Annotated in this window: 22 protein-coding genes, 1 tRNA gene and 1 pseudogene; 14 read left to right on the forward strand and 10 right to left on the reverse strand. The window is 67.6% G+C overall.

Features of this window, described 5'->3' with window-relative positions; translation table 11 throughout:
- Positions 1-130 precede the first annotated feature (130 nt).
- Both GONAM_RS19285 and GONAM_RS19290 read right to left on the reverse strand, forming a co-directional pair.
- Positions 131-2,023: a glycosyltransferase family 2 protein gene (locus GONAM_RS19285; protein ID WP_006868434.1), complete on the reverse strand. Its 1,893-nt coding sequence runs from the start codon at positions 2,021-2,023 to the stop codon at positions 131-133.
- Positions 2,020-4,590: an AMP-binding protein gene (locus GONAM_RS19290; RefSeq protein WP_006868435.1), complete on the reverse strand. Its 2,571-nt coding sequence runs from the start codon at positions 4,588-4,590 to the stop codon at positions 2,020-2,022. The genes GONAM_RS19285 and GONAM_RS19290 overlap by 4 nt, the downstream gene beginning before the upstream one ends.
- A gap of 211 nt (positions 4,591-4,801) precedes the next feature.
- Here GONAM_RS19290 and GONAM_RS19295 point away from each other — a divergent pair, with 211 nt between their 5' ends.
- A complete protein-coding gene (locus GONAM_RS19295) occupies positions 4,802-6,169 on the forward strand; it encodes an FAD/NAD(P)-binding protein (RefSeq protein WP_006868436.1) in 1,368 nt (455 codons plus the stop codon).
- Positions 6,170-6,184: 15 nt separating this feature from the next.
- On the opposite strand, the gene GONAM_RS19300 is transcribed toward GONAM_RS19295, so the two are convergent.
- The 4 genes from GONAM_RS19300 to GONAM_RS19315 all read right to left on the reverse strand — a co-directional run bounded on the left by GONAM_RS19300 (position 6,185) and on the right by GONAM_RS19315 (position 9,243).
- Positions 6,185-6,619 carry a hypothetical protein gene (locus GONAM_RS19300; RefSeq protein WP_006868437.1) on the reverse strand — a complete coding sequence of 145 codons (435 nt, stop codon included), beginning with the start codon at positions 6,617-6,619 and terminating at the stop codon, positions 6,185-6,187.
- Positions 6,616-7,797 carry a globin domain-containing protein gene (locus tag GONAM_RS19305; protein WP_006868438.1) on the reverse strand — a complete coding sequence of 394 codons (1,182 nt, stop codon included), beginning with the start codon at positions 7,795-7,797 and terminating at the stop codon, positions 6,616-6,618. The genes GONAM_RS19300 and GONAM_RS19305 overlap by 4 nt, the downstream gene beginning before the upstream one ends.
- A 140-nt stretch (positions 7,798-7,937) precedes the next feature.
- The gene (locus GONAM_RS19310) at positions 7,938-8,420 is read right to left on the reverse strand and encodes an RrF2 family transcriptional regulator (protein WP_006868439.1); all 483 of its coding nucleotides are present in this window, start codon (positions 8,418-8,420) and stop codon (positions 7,938-7,940) included.
- Between the two features lie 58 nt (positions 8,421-8,478).
- A complete protein-coding gene (locus tag GONAM_RS19315; RefSeq protein WP_006868440.1) occupies positions 8,479-9,243 on the reverse strand; it encodes a DUF72 domain-containing protein in 765 nt (254 codons plus the stop codon).
- A gap of 129 nt (positions 9,244-9,372) precedes the next feature.
- On the opposite strand from GONAM_RS19315, the gene wrbA reads away from it, so the two are divergent.
- Together wrbA and GONAM_RS19325 are read left to right on the forward strand one after the other, a co-directional pair.
- On the forward strand, positions 9,373-9,972 hold the full coding sequence (gene wrbA / locus GONAM_RS19320; RefSeq protein WP_006868441.1) for an NAD(P)H:quinone oxidoreductase: 600 nt from the start codon (positions 9,373-9,375) through the stop codon (positions 9,970-9,972).
- 240 nt (positions 9,973-10,212) lie between these two features.
- Positions 10,213-10,707 (forward strand): FBP domain-containing protein, encoded by a 495-nt coding sequence (locus GONAM_RS19325; protein WP_006868442.1) that lies wholly within the window; start codon positions 10,213-10,215, stop codon positions 10,705-10,707.
- Positions 10,708-10,838: 131 nt separating this feature from the next.
- Here the strand turns inward: GONAM_RS19325 and GONAM_RS19330 are convergent.
- Positions 10,839-10,921 (reverse strand) — tRNA-Leu (locus GONAM_RS19330).
- 276 nt (positions 10,922-11,197) lie between these two features.
- Here GONAM_RS19330 and GONAM_RS19335 point away from each other — a divergent pair.
- From GONAM_RS19335 to pknB, 7 genes are all read left to right on the forward strand, one after another.
- Positions 11,198-12,553 carry an FHA domain-containing protein gene (locus tag GONAM_RS19335; protein ID WP_006868443.1) on the forward strand — a complete coding sequence of 452 codons (1,356 nt, stop codon included), beginning with the start codon at positions 11,198-11,200 and terminating at the stop codon, positions 12,551-12,553.
- Positions 12,554-12,805: 252 nt separating this feature from the next.
- The gene (locus GONAM_RS19340) at positions 12,806-13,270 is read left to right on the forward strand and encodes an FHA domain-containing protein FhaB/FipA (RefSeq protein ID WP_005200436.1); all 465 of its coding nucleotides are present in this window, start codon (positions 12,806-12,808) and stop codon (positions 13,268-13,270) included.
- The gene (locus GONAM_RS19345; protein WP_040536986.1) at positions 13,267-14,757 is read left to right on the forward strand and encodes a PP2C family protein-serine/threonine phosphatase; all 1,491 of its coding nucleotides are present in this window, start codon (positions 13,267-13,269) and stop codon (positions 14,755-14,757) included. The genes GONAM_RS19340 and GONAM_RS19345 overlap by 4 nt, the downstream gene beginning before the upstream one ends.
- Complete coding sequence (locus GONAM_RS19350) at positions 14,754-16,190, forward strand: FtsW/RodA/SpoVE family cell cycle protein (protein WP_006868445.1); 1,437 nt, start codon at positions 14,754-14,756, stop codon at positions 16,188-16,190. Before GONAM_RS19345 ends, GONAM_RS19350 begins: the two co-directional genes overlap by 4 nt.
- Positions 16,187-17,686 (forward strand): peptidoglycan D,D-transpeptidase FtsI family protein, encoded by a 1,500-nt coding sequence (locus tag GONAM_RS19355; protein WP_006868446.1) that lies wholly within the window; start codon positions 16,187-16,189, stop codon positions 17,684-17,686. The genes GONAM_RS19350 and GONAM_RS19355 overlap by 4 nt, the downstream gene beginning before the upstream one ends.
- Positions 17,683-19,047, forward strand: a complete 1,365-nt coding sequence (locus tag GONAM_RS19360) for a protein kinase domain-containing protein (RefSeq protein ID WP_006868447.1) — start codon at positions 17,683-17,685, stop codon at positions 19,045-19,047. Before GONAM_RS19355 ends, GONAM_RS19360 begins: the two co-directional genes overlap by 4 nt.
- A gap of 70 nt (positions 19,048-19,117) precedes the next feature.
- Positions 19,118-21,067: a Stk1 family PASTA domain-containing Ser/Thr kinase gene (gene pknB, locus GONAM_RS19365; RefSeq protein WP_006868448.1), complete on the forward strand. Its 1,950-nt coding sequence runs from the start codon at positions 19,118-19,120 to the stop codon at positions 21,065-21,067.
- A 181-nt stretch (positions 21,068-21,248) separates the two neighbouring features.
- On the opposite strand, the gene GONAM_RS19370 is transcribed toward pknB, so the two are convergent.
- Positions 21,249-21,908, reverse strand: coding sequence for an aminodeoxychorismate/anthranilate synthase component II (locus GONAM_RS19370; protein WP_040536988.1), 660 nt, complete (start codon positions 21,906-21,908; stop codon positions 21,249-21,251).
- 163 nt (positions 21,909-22,071) lie between these two features.
- Between GONAM_RS19370 and crgA the strand changes: the two genes are divergently transcribed.
- A complete protein-coding gene (crgA, locus tag GONAM_RS19375) occupies positions 22,072-22,362 on the forward strand; it encodes a cell division protein CrgA (protein WP_005200426.1) in 291 nt (96 codons plus the stop codon).
- A gap of 118 nt (positions 22,363-22,480) precedes the next feature.
- A complete protein-coding gene (locus GONAM_RS19380) occupies positions 22,481-22,984 on the forward strand; it encodes a PH domain-containing protein (RefSeq protein ID WP_006868450.1) in 504 nt (167 codons plus the stop codon).
- 27 nt (positions 22,985-23,011) lie between these two features.
- Here GONAM_RS19380 and GONAM_RS19385 read toward each other — a convergent pair whose 3' ends face one another.
- Together GONAM_RS19385 and GONAM_RS19390 are read right to left on the reverse strand one after the other, a co-directional pair.
- Positions 23,012-23,728: a rhomboid family intramembrane serine protease gene (locus tag GONAM_RS19385; RefSeq protein ID WP_040536990.1), complete on the reverse strand. Its 717-nt coding sequence runs from the start codon at positions 23,726-23,728 to the stop codon at positions 23,012-23,014.
- 203 nt (positions 23,729-23,931) lie between these two features.
- Complete coding sequence (locus GONAM_RS19390; RefSeq protein WP_006868452.1) at positions 23,932-24,453, reverse strand: peptidylprolyl isomerase; 522 nt, start codon at positions 24,451-24,453, stop codon at positions 23,932-23,934.
- 124 nt (positions 24,454-24,577) lie between these two features.
- Here GONAM_RS19390 and GONAM_RS19395 point away from each other — a divergent pair, with 124 nt between their 5' ends.
- Together GONAM_RS19395 and GONAM_RS22840 are read left to right on the forward strand one after the other, a co-directional pair.
- Positions 24,578-24,757 (forward strand): hypothetical protein, encoded by a 180-nt coding sequence (locus GONAM_RS19395; RefSeq protein WP_040536992.1) that lies wholly within the window; start codon positions 24,578-24,580, stop codon positions 24,755-24,757.
- A gap of 56 nt (positions 24,758-24,813) precedes the next feature.
- A pseudogene (locus GONAM_RS22840) lies at positions 24,814-25,149 on the forward strand (hypothetical protein); the annotation flags it as partial.

The following is a 25,149-nucleotide window of genomic DNA, read 5'->3' on the forward strand; positions in this document are numbered from 1 at the left end:
GGTCGCCCGCGACAGCAGTGGGTTCATGCGAACTCGATCGAAGTCGTGCCGCCGCAATGACAGACATCGCCTGCGACCTCATTCGCCCTCGGCTTTCGCCGCTGGTGCGCAGTTCCCTTCCGGGTCCCGGTCAGCCGTAGTAGCAGCGGTACTTGATGCTGCCTTTGATCCGGCCGAGGAAGTTGCCTGCCGTGAACAGCCACCTGCCGGTCGGCACACGGGTGATCACGGTCGGCAGCAACGGATTCCGGATCAGTATGTAGAGGAACATGTCAAGCGTCACGTACCAGGGCCAACGCGGCATGCCGTAGTGCCGATAGTCGGAGTACAACTGCGCGGTGCCCACCCCGCACGTCACCGACTGCTGCCACATCCCCGACAGCGTGTCCCGGAGCCGGTAGGCGACGAGGGCCTTGGGAGCCAGACCGATCGTGCCGCCCGACAACTGGATACGGATCAGCAGGTCTGAATCCTCCGCAGCGTTCACGTACTCGACGTCGAAGCCGCCGACGCGCTCGTACGCTTCCCGCCAGACCCCGACATTGCAGGTCGGGTGTACCTGGAGGAATCCCCGCAAGTAGTACGGCTCGTCGGCGGGCAACATCGTTCGCCAGGACTGGACCTCGGGTGAGTTGAGCGAATGGGTCTCCAGTCCTCCGCCCACCGCCGAATGACGCGTCGCGACCGCGGTCAGCTCGGCGAGCCAGTCCGGGTAGACGCGATCGTCACCGTCGCAGAAGGCGAGGAACTCTCCGTCGGCGGCAGCGACGCCGACATTCCGTGCGTACGAGATCCCGCCCACCGCCGAGGCGTCGACCCAGCGCATCCGGAGGCGTTCCCGCAGTGGGTGCTGTTCGACATGTTCCCGCAATCCGTCGGTGGATCCGTTGTCCGCAATGATGACCTCGAAGGGGCGTTCGTAGGTCTGCGCTGCCAGGGCCTCGAGCTGGATGTCGATGACATCGACACAGTTCAATGCCGAGATCACGATCGACACCAACTCGGGAAGAGGACGTTCGACATCCTCACACCGTTCGGTCACCTGCGGTTTCGCCACTTCATTCTTTCGGTTGTCCCCCGTGAGACCGCGAGCGCGGCCCAACGTCCGGTCGGGAATGCGGCCGGTCTCGCCGGCCGCCGCTGCGCGGAGACCCGCACAGGTCAGGTAGACACGAGCGGGCCGGTCGGTGCCGATGAGCATCGCGCGCCCCCTGGCGATGACGTCCTTCGCGACCGACACTGCGCACCAGAGGGGTTCGGTCCGCGCATAGCGGCGGTAGAGGACAGACCGGTTGCGCGCGATGTAGTAATGCCGGAACGGCGCATCCTCGGTGAACTCGATCGACACACCCGTTCCCCTCCCGCGCAGCAACCAGCGCAGCGGACGGGGCGGGACCCACGTCGCGGCGCGTCCCAGCCGGTGACGAATCCGGTTGCCCGGCACGATGAGTGCATGACCGCCGTGCGCACGTGCGCGCAGGTAGAAATCCGTCTCCACGCAGTCGATGAACAGCGACTCGTCGAACAAACCGATCTTCTCGAACAGGCTGCGCGTGATGAGAAGGCCCGACTGCAATGGCTCGAAGGCGAGGGTCAGCCCCTCGACGGCAAACCAGAACGGAGCCACGTCGTCGTTGATGAAGGCCGGCGACGCCATCACGTCCGACAAGCCGAGCGACTTCGCCAGCTCGAGGTGATCGACGGCCCGTCGGACGTAGTCCGGTTCGAGTGAGGTGTCCTGGTCGAGGGTGAGCACGGCGTCGGCATTTCGCGACAGCGCCTCGCGGACCCCCTGATTGAGGGCATGTGCGATGCCCTGGTTCGATCCTGACTCGAACACCGTCGCACCGGCCGCGGCGCAGTCGTCGAGCACTGTCCGCACAGCACCCTGCGGGTCGGCCATGAGTGACGGCGATCCGTCGTCGACGATGATCACCGAATCCACCTGTGGGAGAACATTCTCGATCGAATCGACGAGTTCTCGCGTCGGCTCGAAGGTCGGGATGACGGCGACCACGGTCATGAGGGGGTTCCTTCGTTGTCGGTGAGATCGAGCGCGGCCGACACCGCGGCGGCCGTCGCGGTCACGTGCGGGGCACGCATCATCGCGTGATGGTCGGCGTCAACCGTGACGGTGTGCACGCGACCGGTCACCAGACGCGCCCAGGTGTCGGGATGGTCGGGGTTCTCGGTAGCCCGGATCAAGGTGATGTCACCCCGGTACGGCGTCGGCCGGTGCCGCCGGATCTGCTGACGACCGAGGTCCCAGAAGACGTTCCACTGCAGGGTCGTCGGAAGGTTCCACCAGCCGGCGGTCGCGACCAGCAGCCGCATCACCAAGCGGGTCCACAGGATCTGCAGTGATGGCGAACTCGAGGCCGGGCCCTCGGAATCGGTACCGGTGCGGTCGGGCAGCGCCGCGGGACCGTCGGTTCCGGTGTCGTCGGTCAGCCGGCCGCCGACGCGTTCGACCAGCTGGGGCTCGAACCGCGAGTCGACGATGATCACCGACTCGCAGCGTTCGCCGCGGGCGTCCAGGATCGCTGCGGCCTCGAGCATGATGAAACCGCCGAGCGAGTAACCGACAAGTCGGTACGGACCGTCGGCCTGTACCGACCGGATGTCCGTCACCGCGCGCCGTGCGGCGGCCCGGATCGTCCGGTCGGCCCGGCCGCGCTTCTCGAGTCCGTGGGCCTGCAGCCCGTAAACCGGTGCATTCCCGCCGATCTGACGGGCCAACGGCAGCAGGCCGGCCGCGGGCGTCCCCGCGCCGGACATGACGAACACGGGGGTGCCGCTCCCCTCGCGGAGCGGGATGATCGTGGCACCGGTGACCGAACGGGCGCGATCACGATGAGCGGCGTCGAGGAGTTCGGACAGACCGAAGATGGTCGGGGTGCCGGCGAAGTCCGCGGTCGAGATGTCGACGAGCCAGCGATCGCGCAGTTCGGCGAGCATCTTCGCAGCGGCGAGCGAGTCACCGCCCAGCGAGACGAAATCCTCGTTGCGCCCGACGGTCTCGAGTCCGAGGATGTCGCACCAGATGTGCATGAGCGTCGCCTCTGTCGGTCCGCGAACGGGTTCGGGTGTCCGTGGCGGTGCAGGCGGAAGTGCGGCGCGGTCGACCTTGCCGCGCTCGTTGCGGGGTAGCGAGGTCATGACCACGACGTCACGCGGAATCATCCACGGTGCCAGCGTGTTCGCGAGCGCGGTCCGTATCTCGGCCGGCGACGGCGTCCACTTGGCCGGGTCGACGGCGACGTGCGCGGTGAGCTGCGCGGCGTCCCGGTCGGCGGTGACCACCGCGTCGACCGTCCACGGCAGGGCGCGCAGGGCGGCCTCGACCTCGATGGGTTCGACGAGATAGCCGCGGATCTTCACCGCGTCGTCGCGGCGTCCGAGCAGATGCAGTTGACCCTCGTCGTCGAAGCGACCGAGATCGCCCATCCGGTAGCGGCGGCACCCGTCGGGCAGGTTCTCGAACTTGGCTGCGGTCAGCTCGGGGTTCTTGAAGTACCCCGACGAGATGTACTTCGATTCGACGACGACCTCACCGGTCGATCCGGTCGGGACGTCGTGGCCCGCCTCGTCGACGATCCGGACGGACTTCTTCGAAGCGGGCGTGCCGACCGGGATTACACCCGTGGGAACGGGCCGATCCGCCGGGATGAGGTTGAACGCGAGATTGGCCGACTCCGACGACCCCGACCAGCTGCAGAACACCCCGTCCGGTGCGATGGTTGCGCGGACGCGCTCGACGTCGCCGGAGTGGACAGGTTCGCCACACGTCGACACCAGACGGACGCTCTCGATCACGTCGCCGGGAGCCAGGTCGGTGAGCCAGGACCTCAGGAGCGACGGCGTGCAGTGGACGGTGGTCGCCCGTTCCTGCCGCAGCCAGTCGCGGAGCCCCTCGGCGGTACGTCGGCGGACGTCCCAGAGCAGCAGCGTCGATCCGTTGAGCAGAGACATCAGCAGGCAGTCGACGCCCGCACCGAAGCTCAGCGGTAACAGCGCCGTCGCCTTGTCGTCGTACTCGAAGCGCATGAAGGTCGCGCCGTCGAGGGCCATCCCGAGGGCCCAACGATGAGGAAGCGTCACGCCCTTGGGCCGGCCGGTGGAGCCGGAGGTGAAGATCAGCACGGCCGGGGCGTCGGGCGCCGGCACCGCGAGCGGAGCGTCAGACGACGGCAGCGCAGCGATGTCGGCCGGAGACATCCGATGGGCCCCGGACAGTCCGAGAATGTGGTCTCGCCGGTCGTCGGGCAGGAAGGGGTCGAGCAGGATGACCGGGTGTCCCGAGGTGAGGACCGCGAAGATCGCGAGGACCGAGTCGATGTCGGATTCGACGTCGACGGCGACCGGTCGACCCGTCTCGGTCATCGCGGCGGCGATGGCGCGCCCGCGGTCATCGGTGCGGTTCACCGCGTCGCGGTAGGTGATGGAGGCCTCGGGGGTCCGGACGGCAACCGCGTCGCCACGTTGCGCCGCCATGTTCCGCCACAGTGCGACGACGCTCTCGTCGGAGCTCTCGGTCGTGGCCGGAATCGTCGCCGGATCGATCGTGGTCACGAAGCGACTACCGGACATAGGGTATGCATAGTTAGGTTAGGCTACCTAATACGCCACTCTGGGCGTCGTCAGGGTCTCCGACATCTGAGCAGTGATCGCCGACACTGACGACCGCTCCTCCTCAGCGCTGGTAGGCCGACCTGCTGTAAGAAGTACCGGTGCTCCGAATGCGTCCCCGTCCACGAAGCGGTTCCGCCTGTTCCCGCGCCGTCGGCGCCGGTGTCGGCTGATGCGCATTGTCGTGGTCGGCGCGGGTGCCGCCGGGTCTCTGGTCGTGTTCCATCTGGCTCGTCTGGTGGCCGCCGATGACCGGGCCGAGCCGCTCGAGGTCGTCGTCGTGGACCCGATCGACCAGGTCGCGGGTCCCGCGTTCGGCACCACGGATCCTGCCCACTTGCTGAATGTCCCCGCGTCCGGGATGTCGGTGGACCCGGATGAGCGGTTCGACTTCGTGGACTGGTGCCGTGCCGAGGGGTTCGTGGGCGGCGACGAGGCGCACTACTTCTTCGCACCGCGCGCACAGTGGGCGCGCTATCTGCGGACCCGGCTGGCAGAGGCATGCGAGCGGGCCGGCGGCCGGTTGAGTGCCCGGTTCGTGCGTGACGGTGCGGTCGGCGTCGCCGTCGTCGGCGCGGGAGTTCGGGTGACCACGGCGGACGGAACCGTCCTCGACGGCGACCGGCTGGTGCTCGCAACCGGACTCCCGGGTGTCGGGAACGGCTGGGCGCCCTGCGACCTGAGCGACCAACCCCGCTACATCGCCAACCCGTGGCTGCCCGATGCCCTCGAACCGGTACTGGCCGACGACGGGGACGTCCTCGTGATCGGCACCGGCCTCACGATGGTTGACGTGGCGATCAGCCTGCTCAAGTCGGGCGACACTCGTCGTGTCGAGGCGATCTCACGCGGCGGCCGACTGCCCCGGCGGCATGCCGACACCTACCTCGGCGAAGTCGTCCCCGACACCTCGACCTGGGGCGACAGCCTCGACGAGATCCGAGCCGCGGTCGCCACCCATGTTGCGAGAATCGAACGCCTCCTGGGGAATTGGCGGCCCGGCGTCGACGGTGTGCGCTACCGCGTTGCCGAACTGTGGGGCCGGCTCGACGAGGCGGACCGCGGCACCTTCGTCCGCGAACTCGCCGGCGACTGGCTCGTGCGTCGGCACCGGATGCCCCCGTCGAGCGGCAGACTCGTCGACGAGGCCCGGCGGTCGGGACGCCTCGTCGTGCGCGCGGGACGGATCACCGGAGTCGACGCGGTCCCAGCTGGACTCACCGTCACGACCGGCGACGACGAACGCACCTATGCCTGGATCGTGAACTGCACCGGTCCGCAACCGGACGTGCGCAAACTCGGCAATCCCGTCCTGGACTCGGTTCTCGACGCCGGGCTCGCGACCACCGACCCGCTCGGTCTGGGCCTGATCACCGACGACGGGCGCGTCCTCGACGCCGACGGTCGCCCGGGACCGATCTGGACCCTCGGATCGCTGCGTCGCGGCGAACTCTGGGAGACCACCGCAGTACCCGAGATCCGCTCGCAAGCAGAGGAATTGGCTGCGTCGCTCATCGGTGACGTCGATGGTCACCGATGAGCGACGAGTAGCCGGTCAGGTCGCGCTGACCAGAACCGCGGCGCCGAGCCAGATCAGCGCGGCCACCTTGATCACCTCGAACGCGACGTAGACGAGATGCGCTGAGCTACGCGGACCCTCGTGCCCGGCGAGCACGGCGTCGGACCTCTTGGTGAGGGCCGGCCGCACAGCCACGAGCTGGATCGCGAGAGTCGCGATCGCAACTCCCGCGGCGATCGGTGTGGCCACCCCGGGCCACGAACCGAGGACGACGGCGACCAGGATCGCGGTCGCCCACACGACCTCCGCGACGTTGAGCCCACGGAAGACCAACCGCCCGATCCCCAGACCGATCGGCAGGGTGACCCCGGGTGCGCGGAACTTCAACGGCGCCTCGAGGAACGAGATCGCGAAGACCATGCCGAGCCACACGAAGGTGAGCGCGGTGACGACCGCCGCGGAGGTGCTCATCGCGCGCTCGACCGCAGGAGTTCCGGACCGAAGGTCTCATAGTGGATTCGGCTCTCCGCGATGTCGCGGCCGAGGAACTCCTCGCGCATCGAGGACAGGAATCCGGTGGGGCCACAGAGCATCACGTTGGCTTCCGGGTGAACCTCGACATTGTCCAACGACATGTGGCCGACGCGGACCGAATCGGAGACGATGTGCGGCGAAGTGTTCTCGTACCACTGGATCAGATTGCCGTCCGGAAGCGAGTCCACCAGCGCGGCAAGCATTCCGCGGTGCGGCTGGCGATCGCGGGAACGGTCGGCGTGCAGGACCGTCACCGGACGGGCATCGCCCTTCTCTGCCAGCGCCGTCAGCAGACCGATCACCGGCGTGCACCCGATCCCAGCGGATGCCAGCAGCAACGGGGCATCGTCGTCGGGCAGGACGAGGTCGCCGAACGGGGTGCTGACCTTCAGGGTGTCACCTTCGAAGACGTGCTCGTGCAGGTATGCCGAGACCTCTCCGGCGAGCTTCACACTGAAGCGCCACTCCGCGTCGTCGGACGAGCCGGTCAGACTGTACTGACGGATCTGCTGTGCACCGTCGCTCAGCGGTACCTGTACCGAGATGTACTGTCCCGGGCGGAACTTCGGGAGTTCGCCGTCCACCGGGGCCAGGGTCAGCGCAATGGTGTCGGGCGAGACCTGCACGCGATCACTCACCGTGATCTCACGCCACACCTGACCGGGCTCGACACCCGCGGCGGCGTAGAGGTCGGATTCCGATGCGATCAGAAGGTCGGCCATGTCCCAGTACAGCTGATCCCAGGCATCGGCGACCTCCGGCGTGACGGCATCGCCGAGAACCTCGACGATCGCCGCGAACAGATGCTGGTGGACCACCTTGTACTGATCGGCGGTGACACCCAGCGACGCATGCTTGTGCGCGATCCGGTCCAGGATGAACCGCTGACGCCGCACGTCGGGTTCGAGTTGGAGACGCGCGAAGGCGGCGACCGAGCCGGCGAGGGCCTGCGGCTGTTCACCGGACTTCTGGTGCGTCCGGTTGAACATGTTGTCCAGCAGCGTCGGGTGCGCGTCGAAGAGCCCGCGGTAGAACCGCGGGGTGATCTCCGGGAGTGCCCCCTCGACTGCGGGCAGGGTCGCCGCGAGAGTGGCGCGTTGGGTGTCGGACAGCATGAGAACTCCTTTGTTCACTTGCTCATCGGGATAGTAGTTCCGGCGGGTGGCCGGAAGTCTCTGAGGCGGTGATGATTTCTTTGTCACCAGGCCTTCGTGGCTCGTCGCCAGCGCTCCTCGCACCTCGGGCGGCGAGAAGGTCAACCGGCCTGCTCACCTGGTGGCCGCGGCGACAGCGAGAGCAGCACCGCAGTGGTCGGCTCCGCGGCGAGGTCGGCGACGGTCTCGGAGTCGAGGGTGTCGTAGAAGGCGGCGGCCGCACGGGCGAGCGCTCCCCGCAGACGGCATCCACGTCGGAGCGGGCACGGCTGCGGGCCTTCGCAATCGACAACCTCCCCGTCACCCTCGAGGGATCGCGCGAGCCAGCCCACGCGCGCTTCGCGACCGAGGTCGGTGATCGTCAGACCGCCGGTTCGGCCGCGGCGCGCGTGGACGACGCCCATCTCCGACAGCCTGCCGACGACTTTGGCGACATGCGTGTACGGGACGGCGAGCTCTTCCGCGAGATCCTTCGTGGTGAGAGGTGTTGCAGCCCCACGCTGTTCACCGACCGACTGTTCACCGGCGACGGCGAGCCGCATCACGACCCGGAGGCCGATGTCGGTGAAGCGTGTCAGCTGCATGCCGAAAGTAAAACATAAATTGGCACCAGGAATACCAATTAAAAGTCCGTGTTCTAGCTCACTCGACGGGCGCCTCGTCGTACGTCGCGACCGGCATCCCCAGGGCGCTGGCTCTGCGAATCATGGTGCGCGCGTTGTCGATCGCCGCGCATCCCGGATCGTTGTTGAAGTACACGTAGACGTCGCACCGGTCGTCGAACATGTCCCACAATCGACGCAGCCAGCTGTCGATGGCACGGGTCCCGTAACTCATCGGCCGCTTGGCCGTGCCGTCGTGCAGACGTAGGTACCCGAAGTCCGCCGTCCGCCACAGCGGGGTGAGAGAACGACTCTTCCGGTCGGCCCAGCACAGGGCCGCGTTGTGCCGTTCGAGAACGTCGCGCACCTCGTCGGTCCACCACGATTCGTGGCGCGGCTCGACGACGACCTGAACGGTGTTCGGGAAGAGCTCGAGGGTGGCGGCCAGGGCATCAGGCTGCGCCTGCAGATTGGGCGGGAGTTGCAGGAGGACGGGCCCGAGCTTGGTACCTAGACCGGCGGCACGATCGAGGAAGCGCTCGACGGGCTCGGCCGGCTCCTTCAGCCGCTTCACGTGTGTCAGGTAGCGGCTCATCTTCGCCGCCATCCGGAAGTGGGCCGGTACGGTCTCGGCCCAGTTCTCGAACACCGTCCTCTCCGGCAGCCGGTAGAAGGTGTTGTTGACCTCGGCCGTCGTGAACCGCTTGGAGTAGTAGTCCAGCCACTCCCGCTGCGGGACCTTCTCCGGGTAGAACGCGCCGCGCCAGTCCTTGTACTGCCAGCCCGAGGTACCGATGTGCAGCATCGCTCCACCTATCCGCCGGTCGACGGGTGACGAATCCCGTCGACGACTTCTCGCGGCGAGTGTGGGTGTCGCATCACCGAACACGGGTACCCGCCCAGAGGAAGTTGCAACCACCGAGACAGGAGTGACATGACGAAACTGGCGATCATCTACTACTCGGCCACCGGACACGGCACGGCCATGGCTGACGAACTCAAGACCGCTGCCGAGGCGGCCGGTGCCGAGGTGCGGGTCCGCCACATCGAGGAGACCCGCGACCCGGAGACCTTCGCGGAGAATCCTGCCTGGTCGGCGAACTACGAGGCGACGAAGGACCTGCCGAGCGCCACCGGCGACGACATCGTCTGGGCCGACGGCGTCATCTTCGGCTCCCCGACCCGATTCGGCAGCACGTCGTCGCAATTCCAGACCTTCATCGACTCCCTCGGCGGACTCTGGGCCGAGGGAAAGCTCGCCGACAAGGCGTATGCCGCCTACACCTCGAGCCAGACGGCGCACGGCGGACAGGAGACGACGCTCGTCGGCCTGTACACCTCGCTGATGCACTTCGGCGGCATCCTCGTACCGCCCGGCTACACCGAGGGACTGAAGTTCGCCGACGGTAACCCCTACGGCGTCTCTCACGTCACCGGCCCGGAGAACAAGAACGGCCTCGACGACCCCACCAAGGCCGCCCTCGCCCACCTGGCGCAGCGAGTCGTGAAGGTCGCCGGTCTGCTGGCCGGCTGAAAAATGGTGCTGCATACCGGGTCGCTCGCGTAAATGCGTTGACAGAGCGGCGCCCCCGCGCGAGCATCGGGTTCATGCATTCCGTGTCGTCGCCCGCTGGGCGTGAGGAGGTCGTCGGCGTCCTGCACGCCGGCGCTTGAGTGACCTGCCCCGACCGGCGCGAGTACCGCACCCGCGGACCCGCGCCGGTCGACGCGTGCCCTCACTCACCCTCCACGACACCCGAGGTGTTTCTCACTCATGCATGCCCTGACCGAATCCGAGATCCGTGGATCCTTCGTCAATGCGACCGTCCGCGAACGAAAGTCGCTCGTCCTGCCACCCGACTTCAAGGAACTGAACTGGGAGCGCAAGGATTTCGTCGGATGGCGGGATCCCAAGCAGCCGCTGGTCGGTTACGTCGTCATCCCGACCGACGACGAGCCCGTCGGCATCATGCTCCGCCTGGGCGGACGCCAGCCGCGCAAACGGCCGCTGTGTTCGTTCTGCGAGGACGTCCTGCTACCCAACGACGTCGCCTTCTTCAGCGCCAAGCTCGCCGGCGCCGCCGGCCGCAAGGGCGACACCGTCGGCACCCTGATCTGCTCGAACTTCGAGTGCTCGAAGAATGTGCGCATGAAGCCGCCGCCGGTCTTCGGCGGTCACGATCCGGAAGCCGTGCGGCAGCAGCGCATCGAGTCGCTGCAGCTGCGGCTGAACGGATTCGCGACGCGCGTCGTCGGCCGGGAGAAGTAGCCCCGCTCAAATCCACCCTTTTTCGCCGGATCCACCACCCCGCCGGATGCTGGGTTTGCCGAAAAAGGGTGGGTTTGCGCATACGAAAAGAGGCCGGACCGCGTTTCCGCGATCCGACCTCTTTCACCGTGTGGGCGAAGGGGGACTTGAACCCCCACGTCCCGAAGGACACTGGCACCTGAAGCCAGCGCGTCTGCCATTCCGCCACTCGCCCGTGGCCGCCGGAGATCCGGCGGGCATGTCGTCGGACTGGGTTCGTCCGGCGACTGGACGACGATAACAGCACCGCGCCCCTACTACAAAACTCGGGTGTTCGAGGGCAATCGAAGGGCTGGTGACCTGCGGCACCAGTGACTGGCCAGACCGATGAGGCAGGTGTTACACACGATGCACCAGTTGTCGCGGTGGCACAGTTGTCCGTTCTTGTCGCTATCATCAAACAAGGCCATATGCACGGCGACACGCTCGAATGCCGCGAAAGGAGGTCTCGGTGGGGATCCTGCAACGAATTGAACGCAAGCTCGAAGGCGCTGTTGACGACGGTTTTGCGCGAGTTTTCGGTGGTCAGGTGGCTCCACAGGAGATCGAGAACGGCCTTCAGCGTGAAGCCGAGGAGTCGCTGGAAGATCTCGGCGACGGTACCGTCCTTGCCGCCAACAGCTACACCTTGCTGTTGAGTCCGAGCGATCACGACCACATTGCTGCGGAATACGAACTGAACCGCAAGACTTTCTCGAAGCATTTGGAACACTTCATCAAGGACAACGGGTGGCAGACCTACGGCAAGGTCGTCGTAGAGTTCGAACAATCGCCATCACTGCACACCGGGATCTTCCGTGCGCGCGGCACGGTGAACCCTGACGCGAGGCCCCGCCCGGTGCCGTCGCGTTCGGGACCACCACACGGCGCACCACCGAAGGCCCCCCGCCCACCGGCCGGCCCCCCGGCCCCGAATCCTCGCCCGGCCGCACAAGCTCTTCCCGCCGACGCACCCGACCAAGGAGCCCCCAAGATGACTCAGAACCCCGGATACGACCAGCGCAGGGGCGCCGATCCCGAGTACGACCAGCAGGCCTACGAGCAGCAGGGCTACGGCCAGCAGGCGTATGGACAGCAGGGCTACGACCAGTACGGCCAGCAGCCCGGCTACGAGCAGGGATACGAGCAGCAGGCCTACGGACAGCAGCCCGCCGGCTACGAACAGCAGGGTTACGGTCAGCAGCCCGGCTACGGCCAGGGCTACGGGCAGCCCGGCTACGATCAGCAGGGTTACGGCCAGCAGGGCTACGCACAGCCCGGCTACGAACAGCAGGGCTACAGCCAGCAGCCCGGCGGCTACGACCCGGGCTACGGCCAGCCCGGCTACGACCAGCAGGGCTATGGCCAGCAGGGCTACGCACAGCCCGGCTACGAACAGCAGGGCTACAGCCAGCAGCCCGGCGGCTACGACCCGGGCTACGGCCAGCCCGGCTACGGCCAGCAGCCGCCGGCGGCCTACGACTACCAGGGTGGCTACGACCAGGGTTACGGCGCAGGACGACCCGCCGCCGGTTACGCCCCGTCGTCGATCACCCTTCTTCTCGAGGACGGCAGCAACCGCACGTTCCAGCTGCACGAGGGTTCCAACGTGATCGGCCGCGGCCAGGACGCGCAGTTCCGTCTGCCCGACACCGGTGTCTCGCGTCGCCACGTCGAGATCCGCTGGGACGGCACCACCGCGATGCTCACCGACCTCAACTCGACCAACGGCACCACGGTCAACGACCTGCAGGTCAACACCTGGGAACTCGCCGACGGCGACCGCATCCGCGTGGGTCATTCCGACATCACCGTCCGGTTCCAGTAGTCCCGGCAACCGCCGTCCAGCGCCCGTCGAACGCGGGCGGCGGTGGCCGCTGACCGAAGTGATCCGGGCGACTCCGCGGGGGCGGTTGATACTGAACTGTCATATGTGAATGAACGGGTTCGGCTCAACTGCCCATAAGATGCACACGGGGTCCGCCGGTTGCCATCGGCAGTCGAGATCGACGCCCGCCCGGTACGGCTTACCGAGTACGACTGGTCCGAGATGTGACGGCGCTGGAGGTGAACACACGAGATGCAGGGCTTGGTGCTGCAACTGACCCGTATCGGGTTCCTGCTGTTGTTGTGGTTGTTCGTCTTCGCCGTGATCCGGACCCTTCGGGCCGACATCGCCTCGGCCGGCGGCATGCGCATCCCGCGTTACTCGGGAGGTGCGGAGAAGCGTCGACGCAGTGGCGGGGTCCGCGGCGCGGCGCGCTATCTCGTCGTCACCCACGGCGCTCTGGCAAACACCCGGATCAGCCTCGGGCAGCAGCCGGTGCTGCTCGGTCGCGCCGACGACTCGACCCTCGTCCTCACCGACGACTACGCCTCGGAACGTCATGCGCGACTCTCCAGACGCGGTGACGACTGGTACGTGGAAGACCTCGGCTCCACCAACGGCACCTATCTCGACCGGTCCAAGGTGACGACCGCCGTCAAGGTCCCGCTGAACACGCCGATCCGCATCGGCAAGACCGTGATCGAGTTGCGCCCGTGACACTTGTGTTGCGCTACATCGCGCGCAGCGACCGCGGTCTCGTCCGGTCCAACAACGAGGACTCCTTCTACGCCGGCCCGCGCCTGCTCGCACTCGCCGACGGCATGGGCGGACACGCGGCCGGCGAGGTCGCCAGCCAGCTCGTCATCCGTGCCCTCTCCGAACTCGACGAGGACGAACCCGGCGGCGATCTGCTGAGCCAGCTCGACCGCGCCACCCGCGCGGGCAACGAGGCGATCGCCGCACAGGTCCAGGAGTCCCCCGAACTCGACGGCATGGGCACCACGCTCACCGCCATCCTCTTCGCGGGCAGCCGAATCGGGCTGTGCCACATCGGTGATTCACGCGGCTACATGTTCCGCGACGGCGTCCTCACCCAGATCACCCGCGACGACACATTCGTACAGACCCTCGTCGACGAAGGCAGGATCACCGCTGAACAGGCGCACACGCATCCGCAGCGGTCACTGATCATGCGTGCGCTGACCGGTTCCGAGGTCGAGCCGACACTCACGATGCGCGAGGCGCGTGCCGGTGACCGGTACATGCTCTGCAGCGACGGACTGTCCGACGTCGTGAGCGAGGAGACCCTCGCCGAGACCCTCGGATCCATCGCCGACCCGAAGGAGTGCGCCGACCGCCTCATCGAACTCGCCCTGCGCGGCGGCGGCCCGGACAACGTGACCGTCGTCCTCGCCGACGTCGTCGACACCGAGTACGGCGACTCCCGGCCCATCGTCGGCGGTGCCGCCGGCGGCAATGAGGAGTCCTACACCCCCGACCCGGCCACCGCGGCCGGACGCGCCGCCGCGCTGCGTCCGCCACCCGCCGAGCCGCAGCGCCCGACGGTGCTGACCCAGGCGGAGGAACCGCCGAAGCACAGGAGCACGTGGCGCCGGTGGTTGGCCGTGGGCGTCGTCCTGGCCGTCGTCGTCGCGCTCATCGCCGGGTTCTTCGTGACCCGCTCGATCGTGCGGAGCAACTACTACGTGGCCGCCGACTCCGCCGGCGACGTCGTGATCCACCAGGGTTCGCCGGCCGACGTCCTCTTCGTGTCGATGAGCAAGCCCGTCACGCGCGTCTGCGTCGAGGATCTCGACCAGGAGAAGCCGACCTACACCTTCATCCCCTACGACGACACCTGCGAGGTGCCGCTCAACGTCGACGATCTGGTGTCCGGACCGGCGCAGTCGGTGAAGAACGTGATGATCCGTGACCGCAGCGCCGAGGAGATCGAGGGCGTGGTGACCAAGGAGCTCACCTTCCGCTGCGACAACGCTCCGTCGTCGACTCCCCCGCCGCCGTCCTCGGCGACCCCGCCGCCCGCGTCGAGCGCACCGCCCGCTCCCCGTGCCACTGCACCGTCCGGAATCCCGCAGCGCGGCGCCACCGAGTCGGTGGCACCGCCCGCCCCGGGCACCGCACCGTCCGACACGCCCGCACCTCCAGAGGACGCGGGCACCAGCTGCCGGCAGCAGGTGAGATGACTCAAGCCGCGCCCGCCCCGCACGCCCCGCCTCGCGAACCCGCGACAAGCACCGGCCGGAACGCCGAGCTGCTCCTGCTGGTGTTCGCCATCGGCCTCGTGACGGTCGCCCTGCTCATCGTCCAGGCCGCGCAGGGCCAGAGCCTGACCTGGGACATCTTCAAGTACGTCGCCGCCTACACGGCGCTGTTCGGGGTCGCCCACGTCGTCGTCCGACGCTATGCGCCGCACGCCGACCCGATCCTGCTGCCGGTCGTCGCCGTGCTCAACGGGTTGGGTCTGGTGCTGATCCACCGCCTCGATCTCGGGTCGGGCAACACCGGTGAGTCGATGAACCCCACCCAGGCGACGAACAACGCCGACCAGCAGTTGCTGTGGGCCGGTCTGGGCATCATCGCCTTCTCGGCGGTGCTGATCCTCATCCGCGACCACCGGACGCTGTCGCGGTATGCCTACACGCTCGGCCTCGGTGGTCTGATCTTTCTGATCATCCCGGCGATCCTGCCGAGCGCGTTCTCCGAGATCAACGGCTCCAAGAACTGGATCATCACGCCGTTCTTCTCGATCCAGCCCAGCGAGTTCTCCAAGATCCTGATCATCATCTTCGCCGCGGCGGTCCTGGTGTCGAAGCGCGACCTGTTCATCACCGCGGGCCCGCACGTCCTCGGCGTCGACCTCCCCCGCGCCCGGGACCTCGGTCCGCTGCTCGCCGCCTGGGCGATCGCGATCGCGGTGATGGTCGTCCAGAAGGACCTCGGTACGTCACTGCTGATCTTCGCGACGATCCTGACGATGCTCTACGTCGCCACCTCGCGCGTGGAATGGCTGGTCCTCGGCATCGGCCTGTTCGCGATCGGTGCGGTGATCGCGTGGTCGATCTTCTCCCACCTGCAGACCCGCGTCTCGGTGTGGCTCAACCCCTTCGACGACTTCGACGGTTCCGGTTACCAGATCGGTCAGAGCCTCTTCGGCCTGGCCACGGGCGGTCTGTTCGGCACCGGCCTCGGATCGGGTCGGCCCAACATCGTGCCGTTCGCCAACACGGACTTCATCATCTCGACCATCGGTGAGGAGCTCGGGCTCGCCGGCCTCTTCGCGATCCTGCTGCTCTACATGGTCTTCATCCACCGCGGCCTGCGCACCGGAATCGCCGTGCGCGACAGCTTCGGCAAGCTCCTCGCGACGGGCCTGGCGTTCACCATCGCCATGCAGATCTTCGTCGTGGTCGGCGGCGTCACCAAGCTGATCCCGCTGACCGGTCTGACGACCCCGTTTCTGTCGTACGGCGGCTCGTCGCTGCTGGCCAACTACATTCTCGTCGCGCTGCTGATCCGGATCTCGAACGCCGCCCGCGAACCCGATCCGGTCAAGAAGCGTCCGACGACGGCCAAGCCGGTCGACGCGCTGCCCACCCAGGTGGTGAAGCGCAAGTGAACAAACCGATCCGCAACGTGTCGATCGCGGTGATCGTGATGATCGTCGCGCTGCTGGCCAACGCCACCTACGTCCAGGTGTTCAAGGCCGACGCCCTGAAGACCGATCCCCGCAACAACCGGGTCCTGCTCGACGAGTACTCGCGCCAGCGTGGCCTGATCACGACCGCCGACGGCACCGTGATCGCGTTGTCGGTGCCCATCGACAGCCGGCTGAAGTTCCTGCGTCAGTACCCGCGGGAGGGTGCCGAGGCGTTCGCGCCGGTCACCGGTTACTACTCGTTCCAGTACCTCGCGAGCCAGATCGAGCACTACGAGAACTCGATCCTCAACGGCTCCGACGACCGGTTGTTCGGCCAGCGGTTCATGGACATGTTCTCCGGCCGCGACCCGCGGGGCGGCAACGTGGTCACCACGATCAACCCGAAGGTGCAGCAGGCCGCCTATCGCGCCATGCTCAACGGTCCATGCGACGGACCATGCCGCGGCGCGGTGGTGGCGCTGCAGCCCAACACCGGCAAGATCCTGGCGATGGTCTCGACCCCTAGCTACGACCCGAACAAGCTGGCCAGCCACGACCAGGAAGTCCGCGAGAGCAGCTGGGAAGCGTGGAACCGCCCCGGCGACACCGCGCAGCCGATGCTAAACCGCGCTATCAGCCAGTTGTACCCGCCTGGTTCGACGTTCAAGGTCGTGACCTCGGCGGCCGCCCTGCGCGACAACATCACCCCGGGCATCCGTCTCACCGCCGCCCCGAGCTTCCCGCTGCCGGGTACCAACGTGTCGCTGCCGAACTACGGAGGCGAGTCCTGCCCCGGTTCGTCGGGCGGGACCGTGTCGCTGGAGACGGCGTTCAAGTACTCGTGCAACACCGCGTTCGCCGAGCTGGTGACCGAGAAGATGTCGGACGCGATCCCGAAGTTCACCGAGACCGCGAGCCTGTTCGGTCTCGATCAGCCCGGCCCGGACATCCCGATGCCGGTCGTCGACTCGACCGTGGGCCCGATCCCGTCGCTCGACGTCCTCGCACAGGCATCCATCGGACAGCGGGACGTGCGGTTGACGCCGCTGCAGAACGCCATGATCGCGGCGACCGTCGCCAACGGAGGGGTCCGTATGCAGCCGTACCTGGTCGATAAGCTCCAATCGGCGGATCTTCGTACCTTGCAGACCACGCCGCCGAGCACCGCGAACAAGCCGATCACGCCCGAACAGGCGGCCGAGCTGACGTCGATGATGATCGAGTCCGAACGCTCCACCGCGGGCGCCGGCGGACCGGTCTCGATCGCGTCGAAGACCGGCACCGCCGAGAGCGGTTCGAGCACCGACACCCCGTACGCCTGGTACATCGCGTTCGGACCGTCCTCGAACGCGCAGATCGCGGTGGCCGTGGTGGTGGAGAATGGACAATTCGGTGCGGATTCGGTCGGTGGGACCGTGGCCGCACCGATCGGACGAGAAGTGATCAACTCACTGGTGGGAGGTGGCAGTCGATGACCCTGCAGAACGGCACCACCATCGGTGATCGTTACCGGCTCATCCGCCTGATCGCGACAGGCGGCATGGGCCAGGTGTGGGAAGCCCTCGACACGCGCCTGAATCGTCGTGTGGCGGTGAAGGTCCTCAAGGCCGAGTACACGAGCGACCCGGAGTTCATCGCCCGGTTCCGCGCCGAGGCCCAGACGACGGCGAAGCTCAACAACCCGGGCATCGCCAACGTCTTCGACTACGGCGAGACACCGGACTACAACGGTGGCGACCCGCTCGCGTACCTCGTGATGGAACTGGTCGACGGCGAGCCGCTGAACTCGGTCATCTCCCGGCTCGGCCGGTTGTCGCTGACCAACACCCTCGACATGCTCGAGCAGACCGGTCGGGCGCTGCAGGCCGCACACAGCCAGGGTCTGGTGCACCGCGACGTGAAGCCGGGCAACATCCTGATCACGCCGACCGGTCAGGTGAAGATCACCGACTTCGGCATCGCCAAGGCCGTCGACTCCGCGCCGGTCACCAAGACCGGCATGGTGATGGGCACCGCCCAGTACATCTCTCCCGAACAGGCCACCGGCGACGAGGCGACCGCTGCGTCCGACGTGTACTCGCTCGGCGTCGTCGGCTACGAGGCCCTCACCGGCCGACGTCCGTTCCTGGGCGATGGTGCGATCACCGTCGCGATGAAGCACATCCGTGAATCGCCGCCGCCGCTGCCACCCAACCTGCCGTCGGGTGTCCGCGAGCTCATCGAGATCACGATGGCCAAGGACCCGCGTCAGCGTTATGCGAACGGCGGCGAGTTCGCCGATGCGGTGGCCGCCGTCCGCGCAGGTCGTCGACCCCCGCGCCCGGGAGCGATCGCCGGCGCCGCAGCGGGTGCGGCCGGTGCCGCGGCGTTGGGCAACACCGTCGCGACCCGCGCCACCACGGCACCGGGTACCGCCTCGCGTCCCGTGACGCCGCGACCGACGTCCCGCACTCCGGTCGCACCGCCGCCGGACAACAGCTGGACCACCGGGCAGAAGGTGCTCGCCGGTGTCGCTGCCGCGTTGCTCGTCGGCGCGATCGGCCTGATCGGCTTCTACCTGCTGAGCAGCGGCGGCGACGACACCGCACCGTCGGCGCCGTCCACCTCGTCGATCGTCACCGAGACCACCACCGTGGTCCCGACGGAGGAACCCGACGAGACCACGACCACGCAACGCCCGACCCGCACGACCACCCGTGAGGAGACGACGACCAGCGAGGAGACGACGACGGAGACCACCGCGCCCGGTCCGCCGACGACCACCGACGACACGACGGACACCGGGGCCGCCACCGGCACCCCGTGCTTCCCCGGCGTGCCGTTCCCGCTGTGTTAGGTCACCGCGCCATGCTGATACCACCCCCGACGACCCGCTGAGCTGAGATCCCAGGCTGACCCCGAGGCAGATGACGACACCACACCACCTCTCCGACCGCTACGAACTCGGCGAAACGCTGGGTTTCGGTGGCATGTCCGAGGTGCACTATGCCCGCGACCTGGTGCTGCACCGGGACGTGGCGATCAAGGTGTTGCGCGCCGACCTCGCGCGCGATCCGTCGTTCTATCTGCGCTTTCGACGTGAGGCCCAGAACGCCGCGAAGCTGAACCACCCGACGATCGTCCAGGTCTTCGACACCGGCGAGGCCGAGACCGAGGACGGTCCGCTGCCGTTCATCGTCATGGAGTACGTCGACGGTGACACCCTGCGAGACGTGTTGCGGGCCAACGGTCCGATCGCCCCACGTCAGGCGATGACGTGGATGGCCGACGTCGCCGCCGCCATGGACTTCTCGCACCGCAACGGCATCGTGCACCGCGACATGAAGCCGGCGAACGTCATGATCGACAAGTCCGGCGCGGTGAAGGTGATGGACTTCGGCATCGCCCGCGCGATGAGCGACTCCACGTCGACCATGACGCAGACCTCCGCCGTCATGGGTACCGCCCAATACCTGTCGCCCGAGCAGGCCCGCGGTATCAAGGTGGACCCGCGCAGCGACATCTACTCGATGGGTTGCGTCCTCTTCGAGCTGCTCACCGGGGAGCCGCCGTTCACCGGCGACTCGCCGGTCGCGGTCGCCCATCAGCATGTGCACGAGGATCCGCCGTGGCCGTCGCACGTACGCCCGGAGATCCCGCGTGAGCTCGACTCGGTCGTGCTCAAGGCGATGAGCAAGAACAAGGACAACCGGTACCAGTCGGCCGCCGATCTGCGCGCCGACCTGATCCGGGTGCTCGCGGGCGGCAAGCCGTCGGCGCCGATGCTGCTCACCGACGAGGAGCGCACCGAGTTCATCGACACCGGCCCCCGACGCCCGGTCCGGTCGGAGACGACCACACCGCGGCGCGCCATCCCCACGCGTGCCGGTGGCAGTCACCGACGCGACGCCGACTATGGGTCCGGCTCCGACGACGACCCGCCACGTCGGCGCCCCCGCTGGCTGATGGCCGGCGCGATCGCCGCGGTCGTGCTGCTCGTCGCAACGCTGTTCCTGTGGTCTCCCTGGAGTTCGGGCTCCGATCCCGATGTCACCGTGCCCGCGGTCGCCGGACTCAGTTCCGAGGACGCGCAGTCGTCCCTCGAACGAGCGGGGTTCGAGGTGCGTGTCCTCGAGGAACCCAGCCTCGACGTCGGGCCCGGTTTCGCGACCCGTTCGACACCCGGCGAGGGTGTGATGGCGACCGAGGGATCCGAGGTCGCCCTGTACATCTCCTCCGGTCCACAACGTCACCGGATACCGTCCGACCTGGTCGGCAAGACGCCTGCCGAAGCCCTCGACGCCCTCAAGGTGCTCGGGTTCACCAACGTCAAGACCGAGCGTGTCGACTCGACCGCCGACATGAAGGACAAGGTCGTCTCGACCGCGCCGAAGATCGGCACCGAGGTGCCGGTCAACGGGCCGGTGGTCCTCAATGTCGGTAACGGCCCCAAGGAGATCACCGTCCGCGACGTCGTCGGCATGCCGGCAGATCGTGCCCGCGCGGTTCTCGAGGAGCTCGGCATGTCGGTCGATGAGGTCGCGGTCGACTCGGACCAGCCCGCGGGCGAGGTCATCTCCACCTCTCCCGGCCCCGGTTCGACGGCCGAACAGGGCAGCACGGTGCAGTTGTCGGTGTCCCGGGGCAACCTGTTCACCGTCCCGAGTCTGCGCGGCAAGACACCCGCCGAGGCCCAGTCATCCCTCGAACAGGCCGGTTGGGAACGGTCGACGCTGACGCGTCAGACCCGGAACGTGCCGCTGAACAGTCCCGACAACGGACGTGTCGTCGGGCAGGAACCGCCGGCGGGTTCGAAGGCGCGCAAGGGTGGCCCGATCACGATCATCATCGGCCAGGCCAGCCTGCTGCCGAACTAGGGCATCCGACGACGGCTCGCCAGGCCTTCGTGGCTCGTCGCTTGCGCTCCTCGCACCTCAGGCAGCGAGGGGTGTGTCGCGCTCCTCGAACCTCAGGCAGCGAAGGTTGTGTCGCGCTCCTCCCACCTCGGACAGCGAGGGCTGTGTCGCGCTCCTCCCACCTCAGACAGCGAGGGTGGCATCAACCGACCGCGCTGGCCATCTCCGCTTCGAGCGCCGCGACGCGGGTCTCGTCGATCTCGATGCCGCACGTCTTGAGCCAGTTGGCGAGCATCCGGTGCCCGCCCTGGGTCAGGACGCTCTCCGGGTGGAACTGGACGCCGTGGATCGGCAGCTCGCGGTGGGCCATCGCCATGACGATGCCCGACTCGGTGCGTCCGGTGACGACGAGTTCGTCGGGGATGGTCTCGGGCAGCACCGTGAGCGAGTGGTAGCGGGTCGCGGTGAACGGATCCGGCAGCCCCGCGAGGACGCCCTTGTCGTCGTGGAAGACCAGGGAGGTCTTGCCGTGCAGGAGTTCCGGTGCGCGGTCGACGGTTCCACCGAACGCCGCGCCGATCGCCTGATGACCCAGGCAGACACCCAACAGCGGGAGCTCCTCGGCGGCGGCCACCTCGACCATCGGCATCGTCGCACCGGCGCGCTGCGGGGTGCCGGGTCCGGGGCTCAGCAGCACCCCGTCGAATCCCGAGACCGCCTCACGCAGATGTTCGGTGTCCCACGGAGTCAGCCGCGGGTCGTCGTTGCGCCACACGACGGCCTCGACACCGAGCTGGCCCAGGTACTGGACCAGGTTGTAGACGAAGCTGTCGTAGTTGTCGATGACCAGGATGCGACTCACGCAGAAAAGGCTACCGCCGAAAGCGGGTACCTCGGTCAGCGACCTGGTGAGATACCGTAGAAGTCGAGTGTTTCCGACCCCGGGCCGATCGGTCTCCACGACGTTCGCCGAGTCCCGGGCACGCGTACGACCGCTGCTGCGGTACAGCACAACAGAGGATGTCATGCCCAAGTCAAAAGTCCGGAAGAAGACCGACTACACGATCAACACCGCGAGCAGGACGCCGGTCAAGGTCAAGGCCGGAGCTTCCAGCACGATCTACGTGAGCGTGATGCTCGGCCTGATGCTCCTCGGGCTCGCCTGGCTCGTCGTCTACTACCTCGCCGCCACCCCCACCGCGTACGGCGCGGAGGGTCAGGTCCTGCACTGGATGGCCGAGCTCAACTCCTGGAACTTCCTCATCGGGTTCTCCCTCATGGTGGCCGGCCTGTTGATGACCATGCGGTGGCGCTGATCCCGAACACGATCATTCCCCGCGTGTCGCGCTCTGACCTGGGAAAACACATGCGTGTAAGTTATCCACACTGTGGAAATAACATGTGTGTAAGTAGTCCCCACTGTGAGTAACTCCTGTGGATAACTCTGCTGACTTCTCCACACACGCATGGTCGACGCCGGTTGGAGCGGGTGTCGCGGGCTGCGTCGGCGGCGTCATCCTGCTCGGCGGGGCGGTCGTCGTGTCCAACGACCCTGCCGGATCGGTCCTCATGGGGATCGCCGGCGTGCTGCTGTTCGCGTTGGGCGTCTACACGTTGCTGGTCCGGCCACGACTCGAACTCACGGCCGGACACCCGGCGACGCTGACCGTGCGCGGTCTGACCGGACGACGCAGCTATACGCCCGACCGCGTCGAACGGATCCGGTTGCTGTCGATGCGGCGCGTCGGCCGTCGGGTGGGGCAGCTCGAGATCGACGTCCTCGACGACAACGCCGAAACCAGTCGTCCGGACGGATCCGACGGGCCCCGCGACGACACCCGGCTACTCGTCTTCAGCCGCTGGGATCTCGGTACCGACCTGCTGTCGGTGGTCGACGCACTCCGCGCAGCGGGATTCCACGTCGACGACGACCGCTGACCGACCCGGCTGTCGACGCCCGGCGCGTCAGCGGATGTAGGTGAGTCCGTCGTAGGTGAGCCCACCGGCGATCCCCAGGCCGAGCGCGACGACGAACAGCGCACCCAGCGCGATCCAGCCGACCCGGCTGGCCGCCTCCTGGGTTCGACGTCCCTCCGGCAGGACCATTCCCGGGAGATAGACGATGGCAGCGGTGGCCGCGGCGCCGAAGGCGAGACCACCGAGATGTCCGAGGACGGAGATCCCGGGCAGCGAGAACGACAACACCACGTTGAAGCCGATGATCAGCAGGACGGGCACCGGCGAGGCACGGGCCTTGAGGATGATCACCAGCATCGCGCCCATCAGACCGTAGATGGCCCCCGAGGCGCCTGCGGTGAGGGCGCGGTCGTTCTCGAACAACATGACGGCGGCACTGCCGCCCAACAGGGCGATCAGATAGACCGCGAGGTATCGGGACATTCCCAGCGCGAGTTCGAGGTCGCGGCCCAGGATGTAGAGCGAGAGCATGTTGACGGCCACGTGCATCACACTGAAATGCAGGAAGCCGGACGTCAGCAGGCGCCAGTACTCGCCGGCGGCGACGTCGCTCTTGAGGAGATCTCCGGAGCTGAAGATGGTGGCGGCCCCGGGGTCGCCGAAGCTGCCCGCCTGGACGGCGCACAGCAGGAAGATCAGGATGTTGATCCCGATCAGGGTGTAGGTGACGTAAGGCTTGCCCGCGGTCAGGCGGGTGGTCGCCATGCGCCGCACACCGCGGTCACCGAAGGCCGGCGTCTGTTGAACCCCATCACCTCGAAGACAGTCGAGACAATGCTGGCCGACCGACGCCGGTCGAAGGCAGTCCGGACATGCCGGCCGCCCGCACCGGCTGCAGGACAGGCCGGTGGGGCGGTCGGGATGCCGGTAACACACCGCCCGTTGCGGGGCGGTGTGTTCCGGAGAGGTCAGTTGACCTCGATCTTCTCGATGACGACGGCGTCGAGCGGGCGATCCTGACGATCGGTCGACGTGGTCGCGATGGCGTCGACGACCTGCTGCGACTCGGGGTCGGTGACCTCACCGAAGATGCTGTGGCGACGGTTGAGGTGCGGGGTCGGGCCGACGGTGATGAAGAACTGCGAGCCGTTGGTGCCCGGGCCGGCGTTCGCCATGGCGAGCAGGTACGGACGATCGAACTGCAGCTCGGGGTGGAACTCGTCGCCGAACTGGTAGCCGGGGCCGCCCATGCCGGTGCCGGTCGGGTCGCCGCCCTGGATCATGAAGCCGGCGATCACGCGGTGGAAGACCGAGCCGTCGTAGAACGGGCCGGAGTTGCCGCCGGATGCGTTCGGCTTGCTGTATTCCTTGCTCCCGTCGGCCAGGCCGACGAAGTTCTCGACGGTCTTGGGCGCGTGGTTCGGGAACAGGTCGACCTTGATGGCGCCGCGGTTGGTGTGGATGACTGCGGAGGTTTTCTGAGTGGTCACCCCTCCATCCAACCACTTGTGCGGTTTTGGGTGGTCGAGACGTGGCTCTCGACCCCACCTGCGCGCGCAGGGTCACATCGCCGGAGGTGGCACGGGCGGGGGCCGGGCTGGCACTCTGGTCGACATGCCGAAGAACTACCTCGTCGCCGCGCTGACCGTGCTCGCAGCGGTGCTCACCGCCGGTGTCGGCGTCGCCATCCTGCGCCGTACGCGTCAGGATCCGCCGCCGGTCTCGCCGACCGTTCCCCGCGTCGAAGAGGTCCGTGAGGCCCTCGCGGAGAGCACGGAATCACAGGCCTCGTGACGACATCGCCGACGGTCGATCCGGGCGTCGGCGGCATCCACAGGTAATTTGAACACGTGACCTCAGACGACGAGCGCTCTCCGAACACGCCCACCTCTCCCGGTGGTGCGTCCGAGCGGGCACGCGAGCTGTGGTCGATGTCCGACGACGCGAAGCCCCGCGAGACCGAATCGACCCGGCCCGGCCCTACCGGCCCCGGTTCGTCGGGCCCGGCTCCCACCGGCGGATCCCACGGCACCGCACCTTGGGAGCGCGTGCCGAGCGCGCCGATCAGCGCACCCTCGCCGGCCCGCGGACGCGACCTGCCGGATTCGGGACGTCCCGGCCCTCGCGGGCCACTGCCGCCCGCGCCCGGTGGTCCGGCGGGTCCCGGCGGTCCGGCATCTTCTCTG

The sequence above is a fragment of the Gordonia namibiensis NBRC 108229 genome (assembly GCF_000298235.1).
GTDB lineage: Bacteria > Actinomycetota > Actinomycetes > Mycobacteriales > Mycobacteriaceae > Gordonia > Gordonia namibiensis.

What these genes read in the sequence shown, in the direction of transcription:
- GONAM_RS19285 (WP_006868434.1), bottom strand. Translation starts at nt 2,023, where the DNA reads ATGACCGTGGTCGCCGTCATCCCGACCTTCGAGCCGACGCGAGAACTC.
- GONAM_RS19290 (WP_006868435.1), bottom strand. Translation starts at nt 4,590, where the DNA reads ATGTCCGGTAGTCGCTTCGTGACCACGATCGATCCGGCGACGATTCCG.
- GONAM_RS19295 (WP_006868436.1), top strand. Translation starts at nt 4,802, where the DNA reads ATGCGCATTGTCGTGGTCGGCGCGGGTGCCGCCGGGTCTCTGGTCGTG.
- GONAM_RS19300 (WP_006868437.1), bottom strand. Translation starts at nt 6,619, where the DNA reads ATGAGCACCTCCGCGGCGGTCGTCACCGCGCTCACCTTCGTGTGGCTC.
- GONAM_RS19305 (WP_006868438.1), bottom strand. Translation starts at nt 7,797, where the DNA reads ATGCTGTCCGACACCCAACGCGCCACTCTCGCGGCGACCCTGCCCGCA.
- GONAM_RS19310 (WP_006868439.1), bottom strand. Translation starts at nt 8,420, where the DNA reads ATGCAGCTGACACGCTTCACCGACATCGGCCTCCGGGTCGTGATGCGG.
- GONAM_RS19315 (WP_006868440.1), bottom strand. Translation starts at nt 9,243, where the DNA reads ATGCTGCACATCGGTACCTCGGGCTGGCAGTACAAGGACTGGCGCGGC.
- wrbA (WP_006868441.1), top strand. Translation starts at nt 9,373, where the DNA reads ATGACGAAACTGGCGATCATCTACTACTCGGCCACCGGACACGGCACG.
- GONAM_RS19325 (WP_006868442.1), top strand. Translation starts at nt 10,213, where the DNA reads ATGCATGCCCTGACCGAATCCGAGATCCGTGGATCCTTCGTCAATGCG.
- GONAM_RS19340 (WP_005200436.1), top strand. Translation starts at nt 12,806, where the DNA reads ATGCAGGGCTTGGTGCTGCAACTGACCCGTATCGGGTTCCTGCTGTTG.
- GONAM_RS19350 (WP_006868445.1), top strand. Translation starts at nt 14,754, where the DNA reads ATGACTCAAGCCGCGCCCGCCCCGCACGCCCCGCCTCGCGAACCCGCG.
- GONAM_RS19360 (WP_006868447.1), top strand. Translation starts at nt 17,683, where the DNA reads ATGACCCTGCAGAACGGCACCACCATCGGTGATCGTTACCGGCTCATC.
- pknB (WP_006868448.1), top strand. Translation starts at nt 19,118, where the DNA reads ATGACGACACCACACCACCTCTCCGACCGCTACGAACTCGGCGAAACG.
- crgA (WP_005200426.1), top strand. Translation starts at nt 22,072, where the DNA reads ATGCCCAAGTCAAAAGTCCGGAAGAAGACCGACTACACGATCAACACC.
- GONAM_RS19385 (WP_040536990.1), bottom strand. Translation starts at nt 23,728, where the DNA reads ATGGCGACCACCCGCCTGACCGCGGGCAAGCCTTACGTCACCTACACC.
- GONAM_RS19395 (WP_040536992.1), top strand. Translation starts at nt 24,578, where the DNA reads ATGCCGAAGAACTACCTCGTCGCCGCGCTGACCGTGCTCGCAGCGGTG.